Consider the following 22,493-nt stretch of genomic DNA (forward strand, 5'->3'; position numbering starts at 1 on the left):
CCCGCCAAGGCTTATGCGTGCTCCTGTATGGTCACCCTCTATTGTAGCGGGTTTTGGGGAAATTATCGGCACCGGGAAGTGTTTTGGATTGTTGGGGTTATGAGGATGAAGGCTTGACAGGTTTTCAGGGAGGGAACTGCTCGTTCTAAAGCGGCCAATGATGCCTCTTTTAGCTGAGTTGAAAATACTGAATCGCGTGTGGCGATCCATTCCGTTCTTATTGACAGACGAGAACGCCAGGCGAAGGATGGCGGATTAACGGAAGCTTTCGGCGACAGGGAAAGTTCGGAGTGGTGTGGCGTCGCCGTGTTCTTACGACTCGTTCAACGGATGAGGAGACACTGCTATGAAGATTCAGCCGGTCATGATCGCACTGACGTTGGTAAACGCGGCGATGCTTACCTATTCGGTGACACGCCCTGCCGCAACTGTTGTCGCCGCGCCGGAGGTTATCTCGCCGGTGGTGCGCGCGCATGCTTTGGAGATTGTGGATGAGCAGGGACGCACTCGCGCCGAGTTGCGTGTGCTGCCTGCGCAGCCCGATTTCAAGATGCCGGATGGAACAAAGGGATATCCGGAGACGGTGCTGTTCCGGTTGCTGACTTCGCAGAATGGGCCGAACGTGAAACTGGCTACGACCGAGGATGGTGCGGGGCTGGTGCTGGGTGGGGATTCCGGTTATATACAGCTCATTAAGCGTGGACCGGCGAACCCGGTGATGAACCTGGTTGCGAAGGATGGGCGGCATCGGGCGATCCAGCCATAAGCCTTTGCGATGGACCAGCATTGCCAATAAAAAGAAAGGCCGTTCGCGGGCGGCGATTGGCATACACTGATTTCGTTTGTCGTCATTCCTTTTACTTTCCCTTGGAGTTTCTGTCCTGATGCGTTTTGCTTCTGCGGTAATTTTTGCGTCTTTGTTGGTGGTTCCTTCAGTAGTGGCGCAGGCGAATCTGACTTTGCCGGACGCAGCGCAGCAGGAAGAGAAGGGGATTGATCCGGAGCGGTTGCGGCAGCATGTGAAGACGCTGGCCAGCGACGAGTTTGAAGGTCGTGCGCCGGGGCAGCCGGGCGGTGAGAAGGCTGCGAAATATATTGCTGCTCAGTTCAAGGCGGCAGGGCTGGAACCTGCGGGCGATCATGGCACGTACTTTCAGCAGGTGCCGATGGTGGGTGTGAAGACCGATCCTTCGACCGCGTTTGCGCTGGTGCCGGAAAAGGGTGAGCCGCTGAAGCTGGCCTTTGGCACGGACTACGTTGCGAATAACCAGACGCACACACCGATTGCAGAGATTGATGCTCCGCTGGTGTTTGTGGGGCATGGCATTGTGGCGCCCGAGTACGGCTGGGACGACTACAAAGGCGTGGATGTGAAGGGCAAGGTTGCGGTGGTGATTGTGAACGAACCCACAAGCGACGATCCGAAGTTCTTCAACGGCAAGAGCATGACCTACTACGGTCGCTGGACGTACAAGTTTGAAGAGGCTGGCCGGCATGGTGCTGTGGCTTGCCTGATTGTTCATCGCACCGATCTTGCGAGCTATGGCTGGCAGGTGGTTCAGAACTCATGGAGCGGCGAACACAGCTATCTGCGTGATGATCCTGACACGAGGCTGAAGGCAGCAAGCTGGATTACGCATGATGTTGCAGACAAGCTGTTCGCCACGGTTGGCATGACGGCGGATGAGGCGATCACTGCGGCGGGCAAGCGTGGATTTGTGGCGAAGCCGCTGCCGGTGCGGTTGAAGGCGCATGTGATTACGCATGTTCACGAGTTCGAGGCGGCGAACGTTGTTGGCAAGATTACGGGAGCGAAGCCGGGACGTACGGTGCTGTATACAGCGCACTATGATCACTTCGGCATTGATCGCACGCGCAAGGGTGATCCTGTGTTTCATGGCGCAGCCGACAACGCGACGGGCACCGCGATTGTGATGGAGATGGCGCGGGCATTTGGGCAGAAGAAGATTCAGCCGCCATCGACGGTGATTTTTGCAGCGGTGACGGCGGAAGAGCAGGGGTTGCTGGGATCGCAGTATCTGGGGATGCATCCGCCGGTTCCAGCCAAGGATATTTCGCTGGACATTAACTATGACGAACTGTTGCCGCTGGGCGATGTGACGGGTGTGGGTGCGGGGGGAGCGCAGAGGACGACGGCTTATCCGATCCTGGAGGCGTTGGCTGCGCACGACAACCTGACGCTGCGCAAGGGCGGTGTGGACGCGGGCGGTGGGTACTATCGCAGCGATCACTTCTCGCTGGCGCGCGTGGGTATTCCGGCGTTTTCTCTGGGACAGGGCGGCATGTATGTGGGGCATGACGAGGCGTGGGGACGCGAGCAGTCGCGTGATTTTGGTCAGAACAAATATCACACGCCTGCGGATGTGTACTCGGACTCGATGGACTTCACGGGCAACGCGCACATGGCGCGCTTTGGGTTTGAATTGGGATGGATTGTGATGAGTCAGCCGGAGCGCATGGAGTGGTTGCCGGGTGATGAGTTTGAAGCAGCTCGGAAGGGTCAGTAAGCTTCCAGGTTTATTGGAATTGCAGTAAACCGCACGCAAAGAGTTTGCCGCGGATTCGCAGTAGTACGGAAGGTACCTCCAGCGGCATGCTCAGGGATTGGATTGCAGGATTGAGCCGGAGGCCACACGTGGAATACGCGATGTTGACGGACGTGGGCCGATGCCGCGTACACAACGAGGATGTTTGCGCCGCAGACGAGATGGCGGGGCTGTTCGTGGTGTGCGATGGCATGGGCGGAGCTGCGGGCGGCGAGGTGGCGTCGCACATGGCGGCGCGTGTGTTCCTGGAAAAAGCACGGCTTGGGCGCGATGCGCATCCTGCACGTTGGCGACTGGAGAGCGCGGCCATGGAGGCGAATAACGCCGTCTTCATGGAGTCGCACCGGGACATGGCGCTGCGCGGCATGGGAACGACGCTGGTGGGCCTGGAAGTGGAACGCGATCTGCAGCAAGCGTGGGTTGTGAATGTGGGAGACTCACGCTGCTATCGGTTGCGGCGCGGCGTTCTGGAACAGTTGACCAGCGACCATTCTTTTGTAGACGAACAGGTGCGCGCGGGTTTGATGACGGAGGATGAGGCTTCGATGTCGCATCTGAGGAACATCATTACGCGCGCCGTGGGGTCGCATGTGGAAGTGCTGCCGGATGTGATGCGTTGCGAATTGATGCAGGGCGATGTGTTTCTGCTGTGCTCGGATGGGCTGATTCGCGAAGTGGATGACGCAACCATTGCGCGAGTGTTGAACGAAGACTGCCACAACGGACTGCAGGTTTGTGCGGATACGTTGGTGGATCTAGCGAATCAACATGGCGGGTCGGACAATATCACCGTGGTGCTGGGGCGGGGTTAGGAATTCCCTCAGGGGCTAAAGCCCCTTTCTTTGTCATTCTTTAGGCAGGGCTGAAGGCCTGCCCCTTCCAACAGACGACGCGTTTCGCTTAAGTTAACGGTCTTCGACCGTATGAGATTCGCTGATTGGCGAGGCTTTTTCTGCTTAGCGGATGAGCATGCTTACGATGGAAGCGCTCATGAGGTTTGCGATGGTGCCCGCCAGGAGCGCTCGCATGCCGAGGCGGGCTAGTTCGTTGCGACGATTGGGGATCAGCGCGCCGATGCCACCGATCTGCATGCCTACCGAACCGAGGTTCGCGAAGCCGCAGAGCGCGAAGGTGGCGATGGCGAGGGTGCGCGTGCTGATCTGATGCGCGTTGGCTAGCTGGCCGAGCTGCGTGTAGGCGATGAATTCGTTCAGCACGGCGCGGGTTCCGATGAGGTTGCCGACGATGGGCGCGTCGTGCCACGGGATGCCGATGAGCCACGCGATGGGTGCGCAGAAGAAGCCGAGGATGCTGTTTAACGTCGATGGGAAGCTGACGTTGTGGCCGCCGACCTGGTGCACGCCGATGAGGTTGTGGATGCCGGTTAGGATGCCGTTCAGCAGGCCGACGAGCGCGAGGAAGCTGATGAGCATGATGGCGACGTTGAAGGCGAGTTGACCGCCGTCAATGGTGCCGCGCGCTATGGCGCCGATGAGGTTTTCGTTTTTGTGTTCGTCTTCGCTCTTGATGTGGACGGTGCCTAGTGTTTCCGGGACTTCGGTTTCAGGCACGAGCATTTTTGCGATGAGGATGGTGCCGGGCGCGGTCATGATGACGGCACTGAGCAGGTCCTGCGCGCGGATCCCGAAGGAGATGTACGCCGCCATGATGCCGCCGGAGACGTGCGCCATGCCGCTGGTCATGATGGTCATTAATTCAGAGCGGGTGGCGTTGTTGAGGAAGGGGCGGATGGTGAGCGGAGCTTCGGTCTGGCCCATGAAGATGGAGGCCGCTACGTTCGTTGATTCTGCGCCGGAGGTGCCCATGGTGCGCTGCATGACCCATGCCATGCCGCGGATGACGATCTGCATGATGCCGAGGTGATAGAGCACCGCGAACAATGCTGACACGAAGATGATGGTGGGCAGGACGGCGAAGGCGAAGACTTGCAGGGGGCTGGTAGGGTCGCCGAGTTTGCCGAAGACCATCGATGAGCCATCGACGGAATGAGCGAGGAGACCGGCTACTGCGCCTGCGCCCTTGGCGAGGATTTTCTGGCCGAAGCTCCACTTGATAACGAGGAATGCGAAGAAGACTTGCAGGGAGAGGCCCCAGGCGACGGTGCGCCAGCGGATGGCACGGCGGTCGGTGGAGAGGGCGTAGGCGACGCCAAGTAAAACGACTAGGCCAATGAGTCCGGTAAAGCGGGCCAAATCGGGCCCTCCTCTGCTGCAAATCAGGTGCGTTGCAGAAAGAGTGTACCGGAGGCGAAGGGGAAACCGCCTCCGGCTTTTCACCGATTGTTTATACGGCCACGAATCCGCCGTCGACGAAGAGTTCCACACCGGCGACGAAGCTGCTGTCATCCGAGGCGAGGAAGACGACTGCCTTGGCGAGTTCGTCGGGTTCACCCATGCGGCCGAGAGGAACGCCTGCTGCCAGACCTGCCTTCAGCGCCTTCTCCTGCTCGGAGTCGTTGCCGACTAGACCGCTGATGGCCGGGGTGTCGATGGGGCCGGGGCTAACGACGTTGACGCGGATCTTGCGCGCCTTCAGTTCGTTGGTCCAGGTGCGAGCGAAGGAGCGGACGGCAGCCTTGGTGGCGTTGTAGACGCCGAAGTTCTCAAAGCCCTTGATGGAGACGATGGAGCCATTCAGCACGATGGTTGCGCCATCGGGCAGGAGCGGAAGTGCCTTCTGCACGGTGAAGACGAGGCCCTTCACATTGATGTTGAAGGTCTTGTCGAAGTGCTCTTCGGTGTAGCTGCCGAGCGGAATGAATTCGCCACCGCCTGCGTTGGCGAAGACGACGTCGAGCTTGCCCTTTTCAGACTTGATCTGCGCGAAGAGGCGATCGAGGTCTTCGAGGTTGGAGACGTCGCCTTGTACGGCGGTGACATTCTTGCCTATAAACTTTACGGCTTCATCCAGGGAGCTCTGGCGGCGGCCGGTGATGAATACGTAGGCGCCTTCATCCACGAAGCGTTTTGCTGTTGCGAGGCCGATGCCGCTGTTGCCGCCGGTGACGAGTGCGATCTTTCCTTCGAGCTTACCCATGATGTTTCCGTCCTTTTGATATTTTGACAACCATCGAAATGATCCATCGGGATAGATTGCTGTGGCTTTGAAAAGGATTCATGAAGTTCTGGGGGAGCTGTTTAAAACCTGCTGTACCGAAGGATACGCTCGTCTACGTGCGCTGACTTTGGTTGTCTATGAATCTCGGTAAGTGCCTTGCGATCATGCACTCACCGAGATTCATAGATTTCAGATTGCCGAGAAGCCGCCGTCGACATTCAGCTCCACGCCATTCACGAAGCTGGAATCGTCTGAAGCAAGAAACAGAGCTACCGTCGCGATTTCTTCAGGTTGCCCCATTGTTCCTCGAGGGATCAGGGATTCGAACATCTGCTTCGCCTCTGGAGTGAGCACTTCTTCCTGCATCGGAGTGGCGATTGGCCCGGGGCCCAGCACGTTCACCCGGATATGCCTGGCCTTCAGTTCGTTAAGCCACGTGCGTGCGAAAGAGCGCAGCGCTGCCTTGCTTGCCGCATATACGCCGAAACCGGGAAAGCCCTTTACCGAAGCGACCGACCCGGTCATGATGATCGATCCGCCGTTGTTAAACAGTGGCAATGCCTTCTGAACTGTAAACAGCGTTCCGCGCGTGTTCAGGCCGAAGGCCGCATCGAAGTGCTGCTCGGTAATTTCGCCAAGTGGCAGGGCATCGCCCCGGCCTGCGCTCGCGAATAAGACGTCGATCTTTCCCTTCTCCCGCTTGACGGTATCGAACAGACGATCAAGGTCGTTGAGATTGGCTGCGTCACCACGTACGCCGGTCACGTTTCGACCAATCTGCTTGACTGCCTCGTCGAGCTGTTCCTGCCTTCGGCCTGTGATGAAAACGTAGGCACCCTCTTCCACGAAGCGTTTGGCGCTCGCCAGCGCCAGGCCACTCGATCCCCCCGTGACGACTGCGACCTTACCTTCCAGTTTTCCCATAATTGTTCCCTTCGGTAGATGTGTAGCATTCACTACAGCAGAGTAGATTTCCTTGGAAGTGGACGAGAACTGCCCAAAAATCCGAATATTTTGTCTATTCGTCCAAATTGTGGAGGTTATGTTGGACCCGATAACGGACATCTTCAAAACAATGCACGTGACCGCGTTTGGGCTGCACAGGCTGGAAGCCACAGTTCCGTGGGGCGTGAAACAGGAAAATCGGTCCGAAGAAGAAGTCACGCCCTCCGGCAAGAAAACGCCGCCCGCAGATTTGGCGCACTTCGCCATGCTTTCGCGCGGCAACTGCTGGCTGAGTGTGGAAGGTATTGCGGAGCCAATTCCCCTTAGTGGTGGTGATTGCTTCTTGGTGGCCAAGGGGACTTCGATCGTTTTACGCGACAGCCCACGAACACGCCCGAAGTGGACATTCCGCGAGATCGGGGCCTTGGCCAACGGCAATGTCGCTCAGTGTGGGGGTGGTGGCGCACCCACGACTATCGTCTGTGGGTCTTTGAGTTTCGATCGCGCGAGCCTGAAGCCGATCACCCAGTTATTGCCGAGCTTCATTCTGATGAAGGCCGATGAGGAACGCACGCTTGCGCTTCACAACACCGTGCAGGCGCTTGCATCAGAAATGGCTGTGCAGGCACCGGGATCGGAGGTCGTCGCGACGCGCCTGGCCGAGGTTCTATTTATCCAGGTGCTACGGGCGCATATCGCGTTGGGGCAGCAACGCAACAAAGGATGGCTTCGCGCGATCTTCGATCCTCAAATGGGAATCGCTTTGAGTGCCGTTCACGACAGTGTGAGTGCGGCCTGGACGGTCGAATCACTGGCCGCAGCGGCGGGCATGTCTCGCTCCGCATTCGCAGTGCGCTTTAAAGAACTGCTGAGACAAACACCAATGGAATACGTAACCGAGTGGCGGATGCAAAAGGCGATGCAGTTACTCCAGCAGCGTGACAAGAAGCTTATAGACGTTGCTCGGTTAGTCGGTTACGAGTCCGACGCTGCTTTCAGTAAGGCGTTCAAGAGAGTTGTTGGGGTCAATCCTGGTGAGTACCTGAAACGTGGTTTTGAAGACCACAGAAATGCCGGGATGGCGAAGGATTTTTGAAGCGAAGACTCTTACCTGGCGGAGACCAGATGTCACGGAAGTATTTTTCCGCTAAGCGCAATGCGGCTACAGTTGATGCGATGCAGAGGGTATTGGGAGAGTAACTCTTCGTAATGGATAGTTCACACTGCGGTCATGCTGCAGCAATGAGCCCGCGCGAAGCTGTTGGGGTATGGTGCGGACCTGCGATACGCTCATCCTCTCCGACGTCCACCTGGGCTCAGATGTTAGCCGGGCGGAAGAAGCCATCGACGTGCTGGAAGGTGTGGACTTCCGGCAATTGATTTTGTTGGGTGATATCTTCAGCGATCTTGATTTTGCGCGATTGAAGCGACAGCATTGGGATTTTCTGTCGTGCATCCGTAAGCTCTCCAACCCGAAGCAACGTCGCACGATTGTTTGGGTGGAAGGCAATCACGATCATGGGTTGTCGCAGTTGATGTCGCACATGGTGGGCGTGCCGGTATATCAGCGTTATGTGTGGGAGTACGCGGGCAAGCGACACCTGGCGGTGCATGGGCACCAGTTTGATCGTTTTATCAACCGCAACATTTTGTTGAGCCGCTTCTTTGAGGGCTTCTATGAGATGTCGCAGCGGTTGGATGGTAAGGAACAGCGGATGTCGCGCTGGTTTGATCGCTTCAGCACGCGCTGGTTGCGGTTGTCAGACAAGGTTGCAGAAGGTGCGCTGGCGTATGCGAAAGAAGGTCACGCAGACCGAGTGTTCTGCGGGCATACGCATGAAGCGATGCAACGTAATGAAGGCAGTATTGAGTATTTCAACTCCGGGTGCTGGACAGATACACGCGCCACGTTTTTGACCATCGACCGTAAGGGAGTCCAGATCCATGAGTATCAACCCGGAACTGTCTATCGTGATCCCGGCAAAGAACGAATCGAGACACCTGCCTTCGCTGCTGAGTTCGCTGGCGAAGCAGGACTATCCGGCTATGGCGGATACGGAAGTCTTCGTTGCTGATGCCGGTTCGACCGACGGAACGGCTGCCATTGCACGTAGCTATGACAACCTGCTGAATGTTCGCGTGATTGAAGGCGGATTGCCTTCTGTGGGGCGGAATCGCGGTGCGGCACAGAGCACATCGCGCTATGTACTGTTTCTGGATGCGGATGTTGAGTTGCGTGATCGTACGTTGCTGCGCCGCGCGATGACTGCGATGCAGAAGCAGCGCTTACACTGCCAGACGGTGGACATTGCTTGTGCGGAAGGAACGTGGGCGGATCGGCTGCTGTATTGGGGTAACAGCCGGATGCAGCGGTTGAGCGCGTGGGGCATGCCGTTTGGTACGGGCATGTTTCTGCTGTTTGAGCGCGGACGCTTTCATGAGCTTGGTGGCTTTGCTGAAGATGCGGTTTTTGCTGAAGACTTTCTGCTGACGAAACAGGTTTCCTCTCTGCGCTTTTCTGTGTTGGACGGATGCATCTACACGTCGAACAGGCGGTTCCACAGAACGGGACATGCGCGCATGGTGTTTCTGTTTTTCTGGACGCTGATGAACTGCAAAAACCGCAGCCACTTTGTACGTGACCACGGTTATTGGGATGGCGCTACGGAGACTGTCAGCAAGGCTTAGTGCTGTTGGTCTGCAACGATAACCTGGCGAATGAGTGGCTGCTTTACTGGAAGTTCTTGCTTGATCTGAATGGTCTCTCGCAACATCTGTTCCGGCGTGTCGAGTAATTCCTCGTTTTCTGTAAACAACGTGACGAGCGGTTGGCCCTTGATGATGCGGTCGCCGATCTTTGCGTGCATCTCAATGCCTGCGTGGGCCGAGACTGGGTCGCCGGGTTTTTCGCGGCCTGCACCGAGGCGTTGCACGGCCCATCCAACTTGCGTGCAATCCATGCTGGCGAGATAGCCGTCAGATTCTGCTTTGAGGATGCGCGTGGCCTTTGGTTGGTGGAAGGCCGCTGGATCGTCGAAGGGCTTGATGTCGCCGCCTTGCAGCTTTGTCATCTCAATCCATTTTTTGTATGCAGAGCCATCGTTGAGTAGTGCGAGGGATTTTGTCTTGCCTTCTTCCGGAGTGCTGCTGACGCCGCCGAGATAGAGCATCCATCCGGAGAGAGTGACGGAGAGTTCGATGAGGTCGGCATACATGGGGTGATGGACGCCCTTCATGATGTCGATGCATTCCCACACTTCAATCCAATTGCCGGAGAAGCGGCCGAGCGGCTCGTCCATGGTGGTGAGCAGGGCGACGGTGCGTGTGCCGTTGCCTTCGCCGGTGTTGACCATGAGGCGCGCGAGGTGTTCGCTGTCCTCGTACTTTTTCATGAATGCGCCGCTGCCTGTTTTCACGTCGAGCACGAGACCGTTGAGGCCTTCCGCGAGCTTTTTGCTCATGATGCTGGCGGTGATGAGATATGGCGATTCCACGGTGCCGGTGTGGTCGCGAAGTGCGTAGAGAATGCGGTCGGCGGGGACGAGGTTTTTGGTTTGTCCGATCATGCTGAAGCCGCATTGCTGGATGATTTCGCCGAACTGTTTGAGTGAGAGTTGTGTGTTGAAACCCGGGATGGTTTCGAGCTTGTCGAGTGTGCCGCCGGTGTGACCGAGGGAGCGGCCGCTGATCATGGGATCGGCGAGGCCCGCTGCGGCGACAATGGGTGCGATGAGCAAGGAACTCTTGTCGCCGACGCCGCCGGTGGAGTGCTTATCCACTGTGAACTTGTTGAGGAATGCGGAGTCAAAGACTTCGCCGCTGCGGCGCATTGCGTCAGTGAGTGTGGCGAGTTCGCGCGGGCTGAGGCCTCGCTGAAAGATGGCCATGAGCAACGATGCGATGCGCGCGGGTGTGATGGATTCGTCGACGACGCCTGCGATGAAGCCGCGGATTTCAGCGTCGGAAAGTTCGTGGCCGTCGCGTTTGTGCAGGATGACGTCGATGGGATGAATGCTCATGGTTACTTGGATGCTGCTTGCTGCAGGCTTTGTGCGTTGAAGGATGCGGGAAGAAGGTCAGCCAGGGTGCATTCGCCAGGCTTGCCGTGCTCTGCGGGGAAGAAGATGCGGCAGGTGGGATCGGCGAACTCTGCGATGGTTTGACGGCAGGCACCGCAGGGCTGGCATGCGATGGTGGCGTCTTCATTCGCGATGGCAACGGCGACGATGCGAATGTGGGGGCCGCGTTCGACGACGGCACGCGCGATGGCTGCCTGTTCCGCGCAGGTGGTGAGGCGGTAGCTGGCGTTTTCGACGTTGCAGCCGGTGATGATTTGGCCGTCTTCAAGCAGAAGGGCGGCGCCGACGTGGAAGTGGCTGTAGGGTGCGTAGGCGTTTTTTGCGGCGTGGACGGCCTGTTCGCGCAGGCTGCGGATGCGGCTTTCGTCGAGGGTTGCGGATTTGTTTTCCAGCGACATAGATTGCTGAGGCTAAACCCAAGCGCGAAAGGTTGCAAGCGATGCGGCGCGAAGGGGCACCTGCGCGTCTAACATGCTGCCAGATATGCCCGTTAAGAAAACAGCTACGAAACGAACGAAACCGAAGAAGCCGGAGAGTGTGGAGGCTTCTGTGCAGGCGGTTGATCCTGCCGAGACGAGCGCGGATGATTCGGTGTTGGAACTGTTTCATCCGGTGACGGCGGCCTGGTTTCGTGCGGTGTTTGAAGGGCCAACTCAACCACAGCGCGAGGGGTGGCCTGCGATTGCTCGTGGCGATTCGACGTTGATACTGGCGCCTACTGGCACGGGTAAAACGCTGACGGCGTTCTTGTGGTGTTTGGATCGGTTGATGTTGCAGCCGCGCGCGGCTGCTCCTGTCGAAACTTCAAAGCGTGGGCGGAAGGCTGCTGCGTCGCCTGTCTTGGACGGCGTGCGTGTTGTTTATATTTCGCCGCTGAAGGCGCTTGCTGTGGACGTGGAGCGCAATCTGCGTTCGCCTTTGCAGGGCATTGCGAATATGGCACAGCGTATGGGTGTTGACGTACATACGCCGGAGATCAGTGTGCGCACGGGTGATACGCCTGCGAATGAACGTGCTCGGTTCAGTAAGCATCCTGGCGAGATTTTGATCACTACGCCGGAGTCGCTGTATCTGTTGCTGACTTCAAATGCGGGCGAGGCATTGCGCAGCGTTGAGACAGTGATCATTGACGAGATTCATGCGCTGGTGCCGACGAAGCGTGGCGCGCATATGGCGCTGTCACTGGAGCGACTGGAGGCGTTGACTGGGCGTAAGGTGCAGAGGATTGGATTGTCTGCTACGCAGAGGCCGCTGGAAGAGGTGGCTCGGTTTCTTGGTGGTGCGGAGGGCACGCAGCAGGTTAGCTCATCCACGATTGAGCAAGTGAGCGATGGCGAGGCGGAGGTTGGTGGCATTCGCTATCGGCCTGTTGCGGTTGTGAATGCGGGTGCGCGGAAGCGGTTGGAGTTGACAGTGGAAGTGCCTGTGGAGGATATGGCGAAGCTTGGCGAGATGCAGGACACGCCGAGTGGGCCGGCTTCGCAGGGGCCGAAGCGAACGAGTATCTGGCAGAGTATTCATCCGCGTTTGCTGGAGTTGATTCGAGCGCATCAGTCGACGATTTTGTTTGTGAATGCTCGGCGTATTGCGGAGCGGCTGGCGGGTGCGATCAATGAGCTTGCGGGGGAGCCGATTGCGCGCGCGCATCATGGTTCGCTTGCTGCTTCGCAGCGCAGCGAGATTGAAGAGTTGTTGAAGGCTGGCGAGATCCGCGCGCTGGTGGCTACGTCTTCACTTGAGTTGGGCATTGATATGGGAGCGGTGGATCTGGTGATTCAGATTGAAGCGCCGCCTTCGGTTGCGAGCGGGATGCAGCGCATTGGGCGTGCGGGGCACCAGGTGGGTGCGCCTTCGAAGGGCATTATCTTTCCGAAGTATCGTGCGGATCTGATTGCGTGTGCTGCGGTGACGCGTGCGATGCATGAAGGGCATGTGGAGAGCACGCGCCATCAACGCAATGCGCTGGATGTGTTGGCGCAGCAGATGGTGGCGATCATTGCGCATCCGCCGTTGCCTGTTGCGGAAGCGGAACGCAGGATGAAGCGGTTCCGCAGCGATGAAGAAGATGCTCCGGGCATTGCGTATGACGAGCTGCTGCGCATTGTGCGTTCGTGCAGTGGCTATGCGGGTTTGAGCACGCAGGTGTTTGATGGTGTGTTGGACATGCTGGCAGGGCGTTATCCGTCGGATGAGTTTGGCGAACTGCGTCCGCGCATTACGTGGGACAGGACGAAGCAGTGGTTGACGCCGAGGCAGGGCGTGAAGCGGATTGCGATTTTGAATGGCGGCACGATTCCGGATCGTGGTTTGTATGGTGTGTTTCTTTCCGGTGAGCGATCGAAGCCGATTCGTGTGGGCGAGTTGGATGAAGAGATGGTGTTCGAGGCGCGCACGGGTGAGACGTTTGTTCTTGGTGCGAGTACGTGGCGTATTGATGAGATTACGCATGATCGTGTGCTGGTTTCGCCTGCGCCGGGTGAGCCGGGGAAGATGCCTTTCTGGCATGGCGATCAGGCGGGGCGGCCGTTGGAGTTTGGTCGGCGCATTGGTGCGTTGATTCGTGAGTTGCGCGATATGCCTCGTGCCGCTGCTGTTTCGCGATTGACGCGTGAGCATGATCTGGATCAGCTTGCTGCAGAGAATGTGATGCGCTATCTGGCCGACCAGGAGGTGGCGACGGAGCAGGTGCCGGATGATCGCACCATTGTTGTGGAACGCGTGCGTGATGAGCTTGGTGATTGGCGCGTGTGCGTGATGACGCCGTTTGGTTCGCGCGTGCATGCGCCATGGGCGATGGCGGTGCAGGGACGTATTCGTGCGGCGGGTGCAGTGGATGTGGAGACGATGTGGAGCGAGGATGGCTTCGTTGTTCGTTTTCCTGAGGCGGATAACGCGCCGGATGTGGAGCCGTTTTTTCCTGAGGCGCAGGAGGCGGTGGAGTCTGTGCAGCGGCAGTTGGGATCGACTGCTTTGTTTGCTGCGAAGTTTCGTGAGGCGAGTGCGCGTGCTTTGTTGTTGCCGCGTCGGCGTGCGGATGGACGTGCGCCTTTGTGGCAGCAACGCAAGCGTGCGTATGACTTGTTAGCTGTGGCGGCGCGGTATCCGGAGTTTCCGATGTTGCTGGAGGCGTATCGCGAGTGTTTGCGTGATGTCTTTGATATGCCCGCACTCGCCGAGATTCTGAGGAGTGTTGAGCAGCGGCAGATTCGTGTGCACACGGTGGATTCACGCACGCCTTCACCGTTTGCTTCAGCGTTGTTGTTTTCTTACGTTGCGAATTACATCTATGACGGCGATGCTCCGCTGGCGGAACGTCGTGCGCAGGCGTTGGCGATTGATCAGGATCAGTTGCGCGAGTTGATGGGCGATGCTGATCTGCGTGAACTGCTGGATCGCAACGCGATTGAAGAGACGGAAGAACAGTTGCAGATGCTGGCCGATGACTATCGTGCGCGCACGATGGATGGTGTGCATGACATGCTGCTGCGGCTGGGTGATCTGAATCGCGCGGAGTTGTTGCGGCGATGTGTTTCGCCTGAGGTGGCGATCACGCTGGATCGTTTGGCGAAGGCGCGTCGTGCGCTGGAGTTGCGCATCGGGGGTGAGAAGCGATGGATCGCTGTGGAGGATGCGGCGCGGTATCGCGATGCGTTGGGAGTTCCACTGCCGCCGGGTTTGCCTACGGCATTTCTGGAGTCTTCTGCCGATGCGATTACGGATTTGATTCGGCGTTATGGGCGCACGCATGGGCCATTCACCACCGCGAAGGTGGCTGCGCGATTTGAAGTGCCGATGCAGACCGTTGAGGCGGTGTTGCAGAAACTGGTGGGCATGGGGCGCGTTGTGGAAGGCGCTTTCTGTCCCGGTGGGCAGGAGCGCGAGTGGTGCGATGTGGAGGTGTTGCGCACCATTCGCAGGAGATCGTTAGCCAAGTTACGTAAAGAAGTGGAGCCGGTGGAGCAGCAGACGCTGGCGCGTTTGCTTACGCACTGGCAGGGTGTGTTGACTCCGAGGCGTGGGTTGGACGCGTTGCTGGATGCGATTGAAAATCTGCAGGGCGCGCCGCTGCCTGCGTCGTTGCTGGAGACGGAGATATTGCCTGCCCGCATTGCGAATTACCGACCTGCTGACTTAGATACTTTGATCGCCGCGGGTGAGGTAACGTGGGCTGGGTTTGAGCCGATTGGCGAACGTGATGGTCGTGTTGGTTTGTATCTTGCGGAGAAGTTGCCGCTGCTATGGCCGGTTGTGAACACGCAGCAGGCTGCGAGCGCGATTGAGAGTGGAAGCAATACGCGGGATCGTGAGGAAAGGATTGTCGAGTATCTACGTACGCATGGTGCTTCGTTCTTTCAGAATGTGCATGACGGCACGGGCGGCGGGTTTGCGAACGAGACGATTGAGGCGTTATGGAACCTGGTGTGGCGTGGTGCGATTACGAATGATTCGTTGCAGGCGCTGAGGGCTTATACGAATCGTGAGTCGACGAGCGCAAGGAAGCCTGCGCGGCGTGTGCACAATCAACAGGCTGCGTTTCGATCGCGCAGAACAACGCCGCCTACGGCACAAGGGCGTTGGGTGCTGCACCCTGCGTTTGGTGCGGTGAATCGCAATGCGACGGAGTGGTCGCATGCGGAGGCGCAACAGTTGTTGCAGCGATACGGTGTGGTGTTCCGCGAGACGGCGCATGCGGAGAATCTGCCGGGTGGTTTCTCTGCGGTGTATGACGTGTTGAAGGCGCTGGAAGAGAGTGGCAAGGTGCGTCGCGGATATTTTGCGGCGGAGCTTGGTGCTACGCAGTTTGCTTTGCCTTCTGCGTTGGATCTGTTGCGATCGTTGCGCAATAAGCGGCTGGATAGTGATCCGGAGATGGTGGTGCTGGCTGCGACCGATCCTGCCAATCCTTATGGTGCTTTGTTGCGTTGGCCTGCGGTGGGTGAGGGTGTTTCGTTGCAGCGGAGCGTTGGTGCGCGCATTATATTAGCGGATGGTGCGCTGGTGGCTTATCTGCGTCGTGGCAATCCGAATATCCAGGTATTTCTGCCGGAAGAGGAGCCGCAGCGTGGGCAGGTGATGCGTGCGTTAGCTCGTTACTTTGTGGTGATGGCGCAGATGCATGAGAGCGAACGCGCTGCCGCCGGGATGTTTGTGCAAACGATCAATGGTGTGAATGTTGCGGAGCATCCCATGGCTCGGGTTTTGTTGGATGCGGGGTTTCAGGCTGCGCCTATGGGGTTTAACTTGAGGCGGAATCTGCTCACGTTGTCAGGGGCTCCTGGTGTTCAGTAGGAATCAGGACTGATCTTCAAAGCGGGTCCTAATGTCAGCCAATTGTTTCTCGTCTTCCGCAAAGAAGTCGATGTACTCATCGTGGCTAAAAAACATATTTACAACATTTGAGTGTGGTAGGACGTAGCCGCCCCAACCATTCAATAGTGCGATTTGCAGGGTACTGGCCAACTCATTCATTTCGAAATTCAAGAAGAGGTGACCAGGAGCTTCATGGAGTAGCCGTTTGTCTCCTGAAAGTTGTCTCAAGACATAGTAGGCATGCCAGTTTTCGCTTGAAGGCCATATGCCCCATTCGGTAATCCATAGAAGAACTGGATCGTTGAATGTGGGATAGTTCGCAATCCAATTCGTCAATGCGAACGCGCGATGATCCTGTGTGGATAACCGAAGAGACGCAGACGTATTTTTTGCATCAGGTAACGTGCGATTTCGTTCCTGTAGCCATTGCTGACAATCGCTAGCTGAGTAAATTCGCATCCAAGTCTCTAGTTTGATTTGTAGAGAAAGAGTACAGCCAAAATGCCTGAAGGGGATACCATCTATCGGTCTGCGCGGGCGCTTGCGAAGGTGCTGGAGGGCAAGCATGTCACGCGGTTTGATACGGGGTATGCGCATCTGGCTGCGGTGCATGATGACCGGCCTTTGGTTGGGCGTTTGATTGAGAAGGTGGAGGCGCGGGGGAAGTGGCTGCTGATTTATCTCTCTGGCGATCTGATTCTTGTAACGCACATGTTGATGAGCGGTTCGTGGCACATTTATCGCACCGGTGAGAAGTGGTGGATGCCGAAGAAGGCGATGCGTGTGTTGCTTGAGGTGGATGGGTGGCAGGCGGTTGCTTTCAATGTGCCGGTTGCGGAGTTTCATACAGCGGCTTCGCTTGCTCGTAAGTCGAGTGTGCCAAAGCTTGGGCCGGATATTTTGTCTGACGGGTATAACGCGGATGTTGGTTATGCCGCGTTGAAGACGCGTGCGGCTTCGCATCCTGAGGATGAGATTGCGAATGTGTTGTTGAATCAGCGCGTGATTGCTGGGCTGGGGAATGTCTATAAGAGTGAGGTTTGTTTTGCTGCGCGGGTGCATCCGTTTCGTTTGATGAAGACGATCAGCGATGACGAGATGCGGCAGATGGCCGATGTTGCGCAGCGGTATATGAAGGCGAATGTGATGGATGGTACGGGTGAGGGGATTGTGACCTATACCGGGAAGCGTCGGACGACGCACCAGACTCGCAGGGAAGATCGGCTTTGGGTGTATGGGCGGCGCGGGTTGGAGTGTCGCCGTTGCGGTGGAGTAATTGAGTATCGCAAGCAGGGGAGTGCTGTGCGGTCTACTTACTGGTGTCCGGAGTGTCAGCCCTGGGTTGGGGATGGGACTGCTGTGAAGGGATTGGATACGCCTGTGCGGCGAGTGAAGATGAGTTGTTAACTTACTTACGCTTCCAGCGCGGGGTCCAGTGGTCGCGGATGTCGATGTGTTGCATGCCTGCGCGTTTGGCTGCTGTTAGGCCTTCGTTTGAGTCTTCGAGGACGAGGCAGCGGGCCGGTGCGATGTTAAGGAGCTCCGCGGCTTTGAGGTAGATGTCCGGTTCGGGCTTGCCGTATCTCACGTCTTCAATGCTGACGATGGTGTTGAAGTATTTGATGAGGCCGGTGGCGGTGAGTGCGCCGTTGACGGCTACTCGTTGTGCATTGGTGACAACGGCCATGGGGACTTTGCCCTGCCATGCGCGTGCCACGTCTGCAACGATGGTGACTTCTTCCAGCGCGTGTGCGGCTTCGCCGTAGCCGGTGGTGCAGCGGTTGAAGAACTCCTGGCGCGTGATGTTGAGTGCGCCGATGGCGGCTTCGTAGTCGTCCATGAGATCGGCGGGAGAGAGGCCGAGACGTGCGAAATACCAGTCGCGCGGCATGGGTGCGGAGTGTGGATGCAGCGCGTTGGTGATGGCGAGATGCCATGCGGGCGCTGATTCGACGAGTGTGCCATCGCAGTCAAAGAGAATGGCGTCGAAGGTGCCTTCTACAAGATGGATCGGCTTTTCGTACACCGTTTAGATCTCCAGTGCGAACTGCGCGGACTCAGCGAAGACGCCGTTGCGTGGTTCGGTGGCGAGGTCGAGGATGAGGCGCTCGAGAACGAGTGTCTTGTCGACGGGGCCACTGCGCAGTTCGATGTCGGCGCGTGCGATGAGACGCATGGCGCGCGAAATTTCGCGCCGCGATTTGTAGCGGCGTGCCTGCTGAATCAAAACGTCTGCAGCGAAGGGCGGCATGCGGAAGCCCTGCCAGAGAACCTGCCAGATGGCGCGTGAGTCGCGCACGTTCTTCTCGTGGATGATGAGCATCTGGCGATAGGTGCGCGCGAGCATGTAGAGATGGCCGATGGCGGAGTCTTCGCCGCCGTCGCTGGCGTGCAGAAGGCCGTGCAGCAACGAGAGTGCGCGAGGGCGGTCGCGTTGCGAGAGCGCGTCGGTGAGTTCGTAGAGCGAGCGCTGCTTGGCTGCGAGCACCATGGTCTCGACGTCGCCGAGTGTGATGTGGCCGAAGTGTGTGGCGTCGAGATTGTTTTCGCGGACGGGTGCGCTGACGTAGAGCAACAGCTTTTCGAGTTCGCTGCGGATGATCATCATGTCGACGGCGAGCGCGTCGACGAGTTCGCGTGCGGCTTCGGGGTCGCATTTGACGCTGCGCTCTTCCGCAGTGCCAATGACCCAGCGTGCGGCATCGCCTTCTTCTACTTTTTGCAGTTCCACGATGCCGCAGTGGTCGCCGAGCGTTTCCTTGATGCGGTCGTAGCGGTCCTTGTCTTCGCGCTCCATGCGACGAAGGTCGGTGGGCAGTGTGAGGTGATCTGCTACGAAGAGGATGAGCGCCTGCGGGTTGGGCGACTGGAAGTAGCGATCGAGCGCGGCGAACTCTTCCTTCTTTGCGCCGCGACCGTAGAGAGTCTTCAAGCCACGCACGAAGATGACCTGGAAGGGCGCCATGAGCGATGGCGTCTGTGCGAGGTCGAGCGCTTCGAAGATGGTGGTTTCGCTGCCGAGTTCGAGATCGTGCAGGCAGAAGTCGCGAAGGTCCTGCGGGACGAGCTTTTCAAGCACGCCCTGGCGCGCGCGTTCGTAGAGGAAGGTCTCATCGCCCAGAAGGACGTAGCCCGGCCGCATCTCAGCGGTGCCGAGTTGGGCGAGGAAGCGATCAGTAGATGCAAACGAACGTAACGGCGGCACTGGTTCCTATTTTCGACGAGATGAAGGCTGTTTGTGCTGCGAATCCTGTGCAGGAATCAACTGCGCGACGCTGTGGAATACGTGGATAAAACTTAGAAGCTGTTCAGGATGTCGGCGACGATCTCACTGGCCATATCGCGCGAGAGGCGACGGACCGCGGCGCTGTCCTCCTGAATGAAGGCGCTGAGGTCCTGCGTGGACTGGTATTGTTCGCGGAAGCTGAGTTTGTCGTTCTGGTACAGGACGTGGCCGTCGCGCGCGGTGAGTACGATCTTTGCGGTGACCTGGATGAGGTAGCTGGACGTGGAGCCGGTGCTGGGATCGTAAGTGAGCGGAGCGATGGTTTCCGTGAGGATGGTGCCGGTGAGGGTGGCATCGGCTGACTCAGGATCGTCGGACGAAGTGATGCGATATTTCGTGCGGGTGTTGAGTTCGCGGATGGTCGCGTCGGTCAGGGCGACTTCCGTGCGGTATTGCAGCACGTTGGTTTTAAAGATGGGCACGGCCAGCGTGCGGACATTGGCGGGGACGTGCGTGGCCGAACCTGCGACGTGGTATCCGCAGCCGGTGAGGCTGGCGGCGCCCACAAACATTGTGAGCGCCAGTGCCGATTTGTGCAGGAAGGGTCGCAGCATTTATTTTCCGCGGTTGGCCAATGCTGCGGCCTTCTTCTGTGCTTCCATGAAGCGGCGGAAACGATCGAGCGAACGCGCCTTGCCGAAGACGACCAGCGATTCCAACAACGGCGGCGATGCCGTGCTGCCGGTGAGGATGGCGCGTAGCAGCATGAAGCCTTCCTTGACGCTCCATTCCTTTGCGGTAAGAACACCGCGGACGGCTGCGTCGATGGCTTCGGTGGTCCAGTCGCTGCCTTCGAGTGCAGTGAGCAGGTCAGCGGCGAAGGCGAGTGTGTCTTCCAGCGTGCGCTTCTTAGGAACGAACAGTTCCGGCGTGGGCATGATGTTGTCCGCGAAGAAGAAGCCGGTCATGTCGCCGAACTGGCCGAGGGTCTCGATGCGTGTCTGCACAAGCGGCGCGATGGCCTTGATGTAGTCGTCGCTGAGGATGGTCTGGCGCAGTGCGGTGAAGAAGTCATCTGGCGACAGCTTGCGGAGGTATTCGCCGTTCATCCACTTGAGCTTGACCAGATCGAAGACCGGACCGCCGAGCGAGATGCGCTGGAAGTCGAACTTCTGCTTCATGTCCTCGATGGAGAAGATGTCCGAGAGCTTCATGTCGAGGCCCTTGCTGACGATCTCCTGCTCGGTGGGCTGCGCCATGCCGCCGCCCATGAGGCCGAGGTAGTTGAGGAGCGCCTGCGGCAGGAAGCCGGCCTGGCGATAGTAGATGAGCGAGACGGGGTTCTTGCGCTTGCTGATCTTGCTCTTGTCGATGTTGCGCAGCAGCGGCATGTGCCAGAAGCGCGGCAGTTCCCAACCGAAAGCCTGGTAGAGCAGAACGTGCTTGGGCGTGGAGCTGATCCACTCTTCCGCGCGGATGACGTCGGTGATGCCCATCAGGTGGTCGTCAACAACGTTGGCGAGGTGATAGGTGGGGTAGCCGTCGGATTTGAGCAGCACCTGGTCGTCCACGTTGTGGTGGTCGAAGGTGATGTCGCCGCGCAGTTCATCGCGGAAGGTGGTCGACGAGATGCCGGGGCCCTTTTCGCCGTTGGGTACGCGGAGGCGCACGGTGTATGGCTTGCCGAGGGCAACGGCTTCTTCGGCCTGCTCCTTGGTGTAGTAGCGGCTGGGGCCGTTGTACTTGGGCGCGGTCTTGGCGGCCATCTGGGCCTTGCGCTCTTCGTCCAGCTCTTCCGGCGTTTCGAAGGCGCGGTAGGCTGCGCCACTGTCGATCAGCTTCTGGCAGAACTCGCGATAGATTTCGGTGCGTTCGCTCTGGCGATAGGGGCCGACGGGGCCGCCGACATCCGGACCCTCGTCCCACTGGAGGCCGACCCAGCGGAGAGAGTCGAAGATCATCTGCTCGCTGGTGGAGACGAAGCGTGTGCGGTCGGTGTCCTCAATGCGGAGGATGAATTTGCCGCCACGCTGCTGGGCGAAAAGGTAGTTGAGCAGGCCGATGTAAGCCGTGCCGACGTGCGGATCACCCGTGGGTGACGGTGCGATACGGACGCGAACGGGCGCCGTCGCTTTATTGATGAATTCGGAAGTCATGCCACTGTTGATTCTACCGTTTCGGCGAGATCAACCTGGTCAGGCTGTTGGGTTCGGGTCCGTCGGCGGTGGCACGTAGGGCGGTTGCTGTGGCGGATAAGCTGGCGGCGCGCCATATGCCGTCGGCGGAACATAGCCCGGCTGCGGAGGGTACGGTGGTGGATAGGGTGGATATTCCGGGCCTAATGGGATCACGTTCCAGCGTGAGAAGGCCAGCACGTACAGCATGATGAGATTCACCAGCGGCAGGATCATGAGCAACGACAGGGCGGGTGTCATGCCGGCTTTTTTGAAGATCTGCCAGTAGGGCACGACTTTGATCACGCACACAACGATCATGCCTAAGAAGATGAAAGGGATCATCGCCATCATCATGGCGTGAATCTGTGCTGGATCGGGCGGCGTGTGCTGCATGCGCGATGGGCCTCCGGGTGATGGCTGCAAGCGTACACCCGGAGCATGGATTTTTCAGCAGGAAACTCTTAGGTCAGGTCGTCGGTGTCGAAGGTGGGTTTGCGGCCCAGGCGCGCCATGTTGTGCGGCTCTTCTTCGCCCATGAGGGTGCGAACGACTACGTCGACTTCGGTGGGGTCGTCGATTTCTGCGACTAGCTTCTTTGGCTCGTCGAGGCCTGCGATGGATTCGAGCAGAACGGTGACGTGAGCGACGGCGGTGCCTTCCTGCGGCAGGCCTTCGGGGGTTTTGGCCTTGATGCTTACATCGCGTTCGGAGACGTGAAGCAGCTCGGCTACGCGGGCACGCATCTCGCCTGCGATGGGCACGAGTTTCGGGCGCATCATGATGAGTACGCAGTCAAGGTTGACGATGCGGTAGCCGGCGGTGGCGATCTCTTCGAGTGCCGTTTCGAGGAAGATGGTAGAGTCGGCGTTCTTCCAGCGCATGTCGCTGGGTGGGAAGAAGGTGCCAATGTCGCCTGCGGAGACTGCTCCGAGCAGGGCGTCGGTGATGGCATGGAGCAGCAGATCGCCGTCCGAATGGCCGGCGAGGCCCTCAGGGTGGTCAATCTTCAAGCCGCCAATCACCAACGGTACGCCTGGCTTGAACGCGTGCGAATCAAAGCCATACCCAATCCTCATGCCCATCGTGCTGCCTCATGCCCGCGGTGTGTTCA

19 protein-coding genes are annotated in these 22,493 nt (G+C 58.3%); 8 read left to right on the forward strand and 11 right to left on the reverse strand.

Features of this window, described 5'->3' with window-relative positions; all coding sequences use genetic code 11:
• The first annotated feature begins 346 nt into the window (after positions 1-346).
• The 3 genes from M504_RS20015 (at position 347) to M504_RS20025 (ending at position 3,379) form a co-directional block, all read left to right on the forward strand.
• Entirely contained in the window at positions 347-766 is a 420-nt protein-coding gene (locus M504_RS20015) for a hypothetical protein (protein ID WP_047497764.1), read from the forward strand.
• Positions 767-884: 118 nt separating this feature from the next.
• The gene (locus M504_RS20020; protein WP_047497767.1) at positions 885-2,528 is read left to right on the forward strand and encodes a M28 family peptidase; all 1,644 of its coding nucleotides are present in this window, start codon (positions 885-887) and stop codon (positions 2,526-2,528) included.
• 128 nt (positions 2,529-2,656) lie between these two features.
• A complete protein-coding gene (locus M504_RS20025) occupies positions 2,657-3,379 on the forward strand; it encodes a Stp1/IreP family PP2C-type Ser/Thr phosphatase (RefSeq protein ID WP_232296384.1) in 723 nt (240 codons plus the stop codon).
• 144 nt (positions 3,380-3,523) lie between these two features.
• Here the strand turns inward: M504_RS20025 and M504_RS20030 are convergent, their stop codons facing one another.
• The 3 genes from M504_RS20030 to M504_RS20040 form a co-directional block, all read right to left on the reverse strand.
• Positions 3,524-4,780: a NupC/NupG family nucleoside CNT transporter gene (locus tag M504_RS20030; RefSeq protein ID WP_047497773.1), complete on the reverse strand. Its 1,257-nt coding sequence runs from the start codon at positions 4,778-4,780 to the stop codon at positions 3,524-3,526.
• Positions 4,781-4,871: 91 nt separating this feature from the next.
• Complete coding sequence (locus M504_RS20035; RefSeq protein WP_047497776.1) at positions 4,872-5,624, reverse strand: SDR family oxidoreductase; 753 nt, start codon at positions 5,622-5,624, stop codon at positions 4,872-4,874.
• 210 nt (positions 5,625-5,834) lie between these two features.
• Positions 5,835-6,569 (reverse strand): SDR family NAD(P)-dependent oxidoreductase, encoded by a 735-nt coding sequence (locus tag M504_RS20040; protein ID WP_047497779.1) that lies wholly within the window; start codon positions 6,567-6,569, stop codon positions 5,835-5,837.
• A gap of 121 nt (positions 6,570-6,690) precedes the next feature.
• Here M504_RS20040 and M504_RS20045 point away from each other — a divergent pair, with 121 nt between their 5' ends.
• From M504_RS20045 to M504_RS20055, 3 genes are all read left to right on the forward strand, one after another.
• A complete protein-coding gene (locus tag M504_RS20045; protein ID WP_198137727.1) occupies positions 6,691-7,686 on the forward strand; it encodes an AraC family transcriptional regulator in 996 nt (331 codons plus the stop codon).
• A 172-nt stretch (positions 7,687-7,858) separates the two neighbouring features.
• On the forward strand, positions 7,859-8,665 hold the full coding sequence (locus M504_RS20050) for a UDP-2,3-diacylglucosamine diphosphatase (protein ID WP_052201110.1): 807 nt from the start codon (positions 7,859-7,861) through the stop codon (positions 8,663-8,665).
• Complete coding sequence (locus M504_RS20055) at positions 8,562-9,278, forward strand: glycosyltransferase (RefSeq protein ID WP_232296385.1); 717 nt, start codon at positions 8,562-8,564, stop codon at positions 9,276-9,278. Before M504_RS20050 ends, M504_RS20055 begins: the two co-directional genes overlap by 104 nt.
• On the opposite strand, the gene M504_RS20060 is transcribed toward M504_RS20055, so the two are convergent.
• The gene (locus M504_RS20060; protein ID WP_047497787.1) at positions 9,275-10,609 is read right to left on the reverse strand and encodes a thymidine phosphorylase; all 1,335 of its coding nucleotides are present in this window, start codon (positions 10,607-10,609) and stop codon (positions 9,275-9,277) included. The two genes, M504_RS20055 and M504_RS20060, sit on opposite strands and share 4 nt — an antisense overlap.
• A gap of 2 nt (positions 10,610-10,611) precedes the next feature.
• The gene (locus tag M504_RS20065) at positions 10,612-11,067 is read right to left on the reverse strand and encodes a cytidine deaminase (RefSeq protein WP_047497790.1); all 456 of its coding nucleotides are present in this window, start codon (positions 11,065-11,067) and stop codon (positions 10,612-10,614) included.
• An 85-nt stretch (positions 11,068-11,152) separates the two neighbouring features.
• On the opposite strand from M504_RS20065, the gene M504_RS20070 reads away from it, so the two are divergent.
• Positions 11,153-15,958, forward strand: coding sequence for a DEAD/DEAH box helicase (locus M504_RS20070; protein ID WP_052201131.1), 4,806 nt, complete (start codon positions 11,153-11,155; stop codon positions 15,956-15,958).
• A gap of 522 nt (positions 15,959-16,480) precedes the next feature.
• Positions 16,481-17,386, forward strand: coding sequence for an Fpg/Nei family DNA glycosylase (locus tag M504_RS20075; protein WP_047497793.1), 906 nt, complete (start codon positions 16,481-16,483; stop codon positions 17,384-17,386).
• A 1-nt stretch (position 17,387) separates the two neighbouring features.
• Here the strand turns inward: M504_RS20075 and M504_RS20080 are convergent, their stop codons facing one another.
• The 6 genes from M504_RS20080 to ispF all read right to left on the reverse strand — a co-directional run bounded on the left by M504_RS20080 (position 17,388) and on the right by ispF (position 22,464).
• Positions 17,388-18,005 (reverse strand): HAD family phosphatase, encoded by a 618-nt coding sequence (locus M504_RS20080; RefSeq protein ID WP_052201112.1) that lies wholly within the window; start codon positions 18,003-18,005, stop codon positions 17,388-17,390.
• 3 nt (positions 18,006-18,008) lie between these two features.
• Entirely contained in the window at positions 18,009-19,184 is a 1,176-nt protein-coding gene (holA, locus tag M504_RS20085) for a DNA polymerase III subunit delta (RefSeq protein WP_047497797.1), read from the reverse strand.
• A 92-nt stretch (positions 19,185-19,276) separates the two neighbouring features.
• Complete coding sequence (lptE, locus tag M504_RS20090) at positions 19,277-19,819, reverse strand: LPS assembly lipoprotein LptE (RefSeq protein WP_047497799.1); 543 nt, start codon at positions 19,817-19,819, stop codon at positions 19,277-19,279.
• Entirely contained in the window at positions 19,820-21,361 is a 1,542-nt protein-coding gene (gene gltX / locus M504_RS20095) for a glutamate--tRNA ligase (protein WP_047497802.1), read from the reverse strand.
• 39 nt (positions 21,362-21,400) lie between these two features.
• Positions 21,401-21,775 (reverse strand): hypothetical protein, encoded by a 375-nt coding sequence (locus M504_RS22415; RefSeq protein WP_052201113.1) that lies wholly within the window; start codon positions 21,773-21,775, stop codon positions 21,401-21,403.
• 68 nt (positions 21,776-21,843) lie between these two features.
• Entirely contained in the window at positions 21,844-22,464 is a 621-nt protein-coding gene (gene ispF, locus M504_RS20105) for a 2-C-methyl-D-erythritol 2,4-cyclodiphosphate synthase (RefSeq protein ID WP_047497805.1), read from the reverse strand.
• Positions 22,465-22,493 lie beyond the last annotated feature (29 nt).

The sequence above is a fragment of the Terriglobus sp. TAA 43 genome, assembly GCF_000800015.1.
GTDB lineage: Bacteria > Acidobacteriota > Terriglobia > Terriglobales > Acidobacteriaceae > Terriglobus.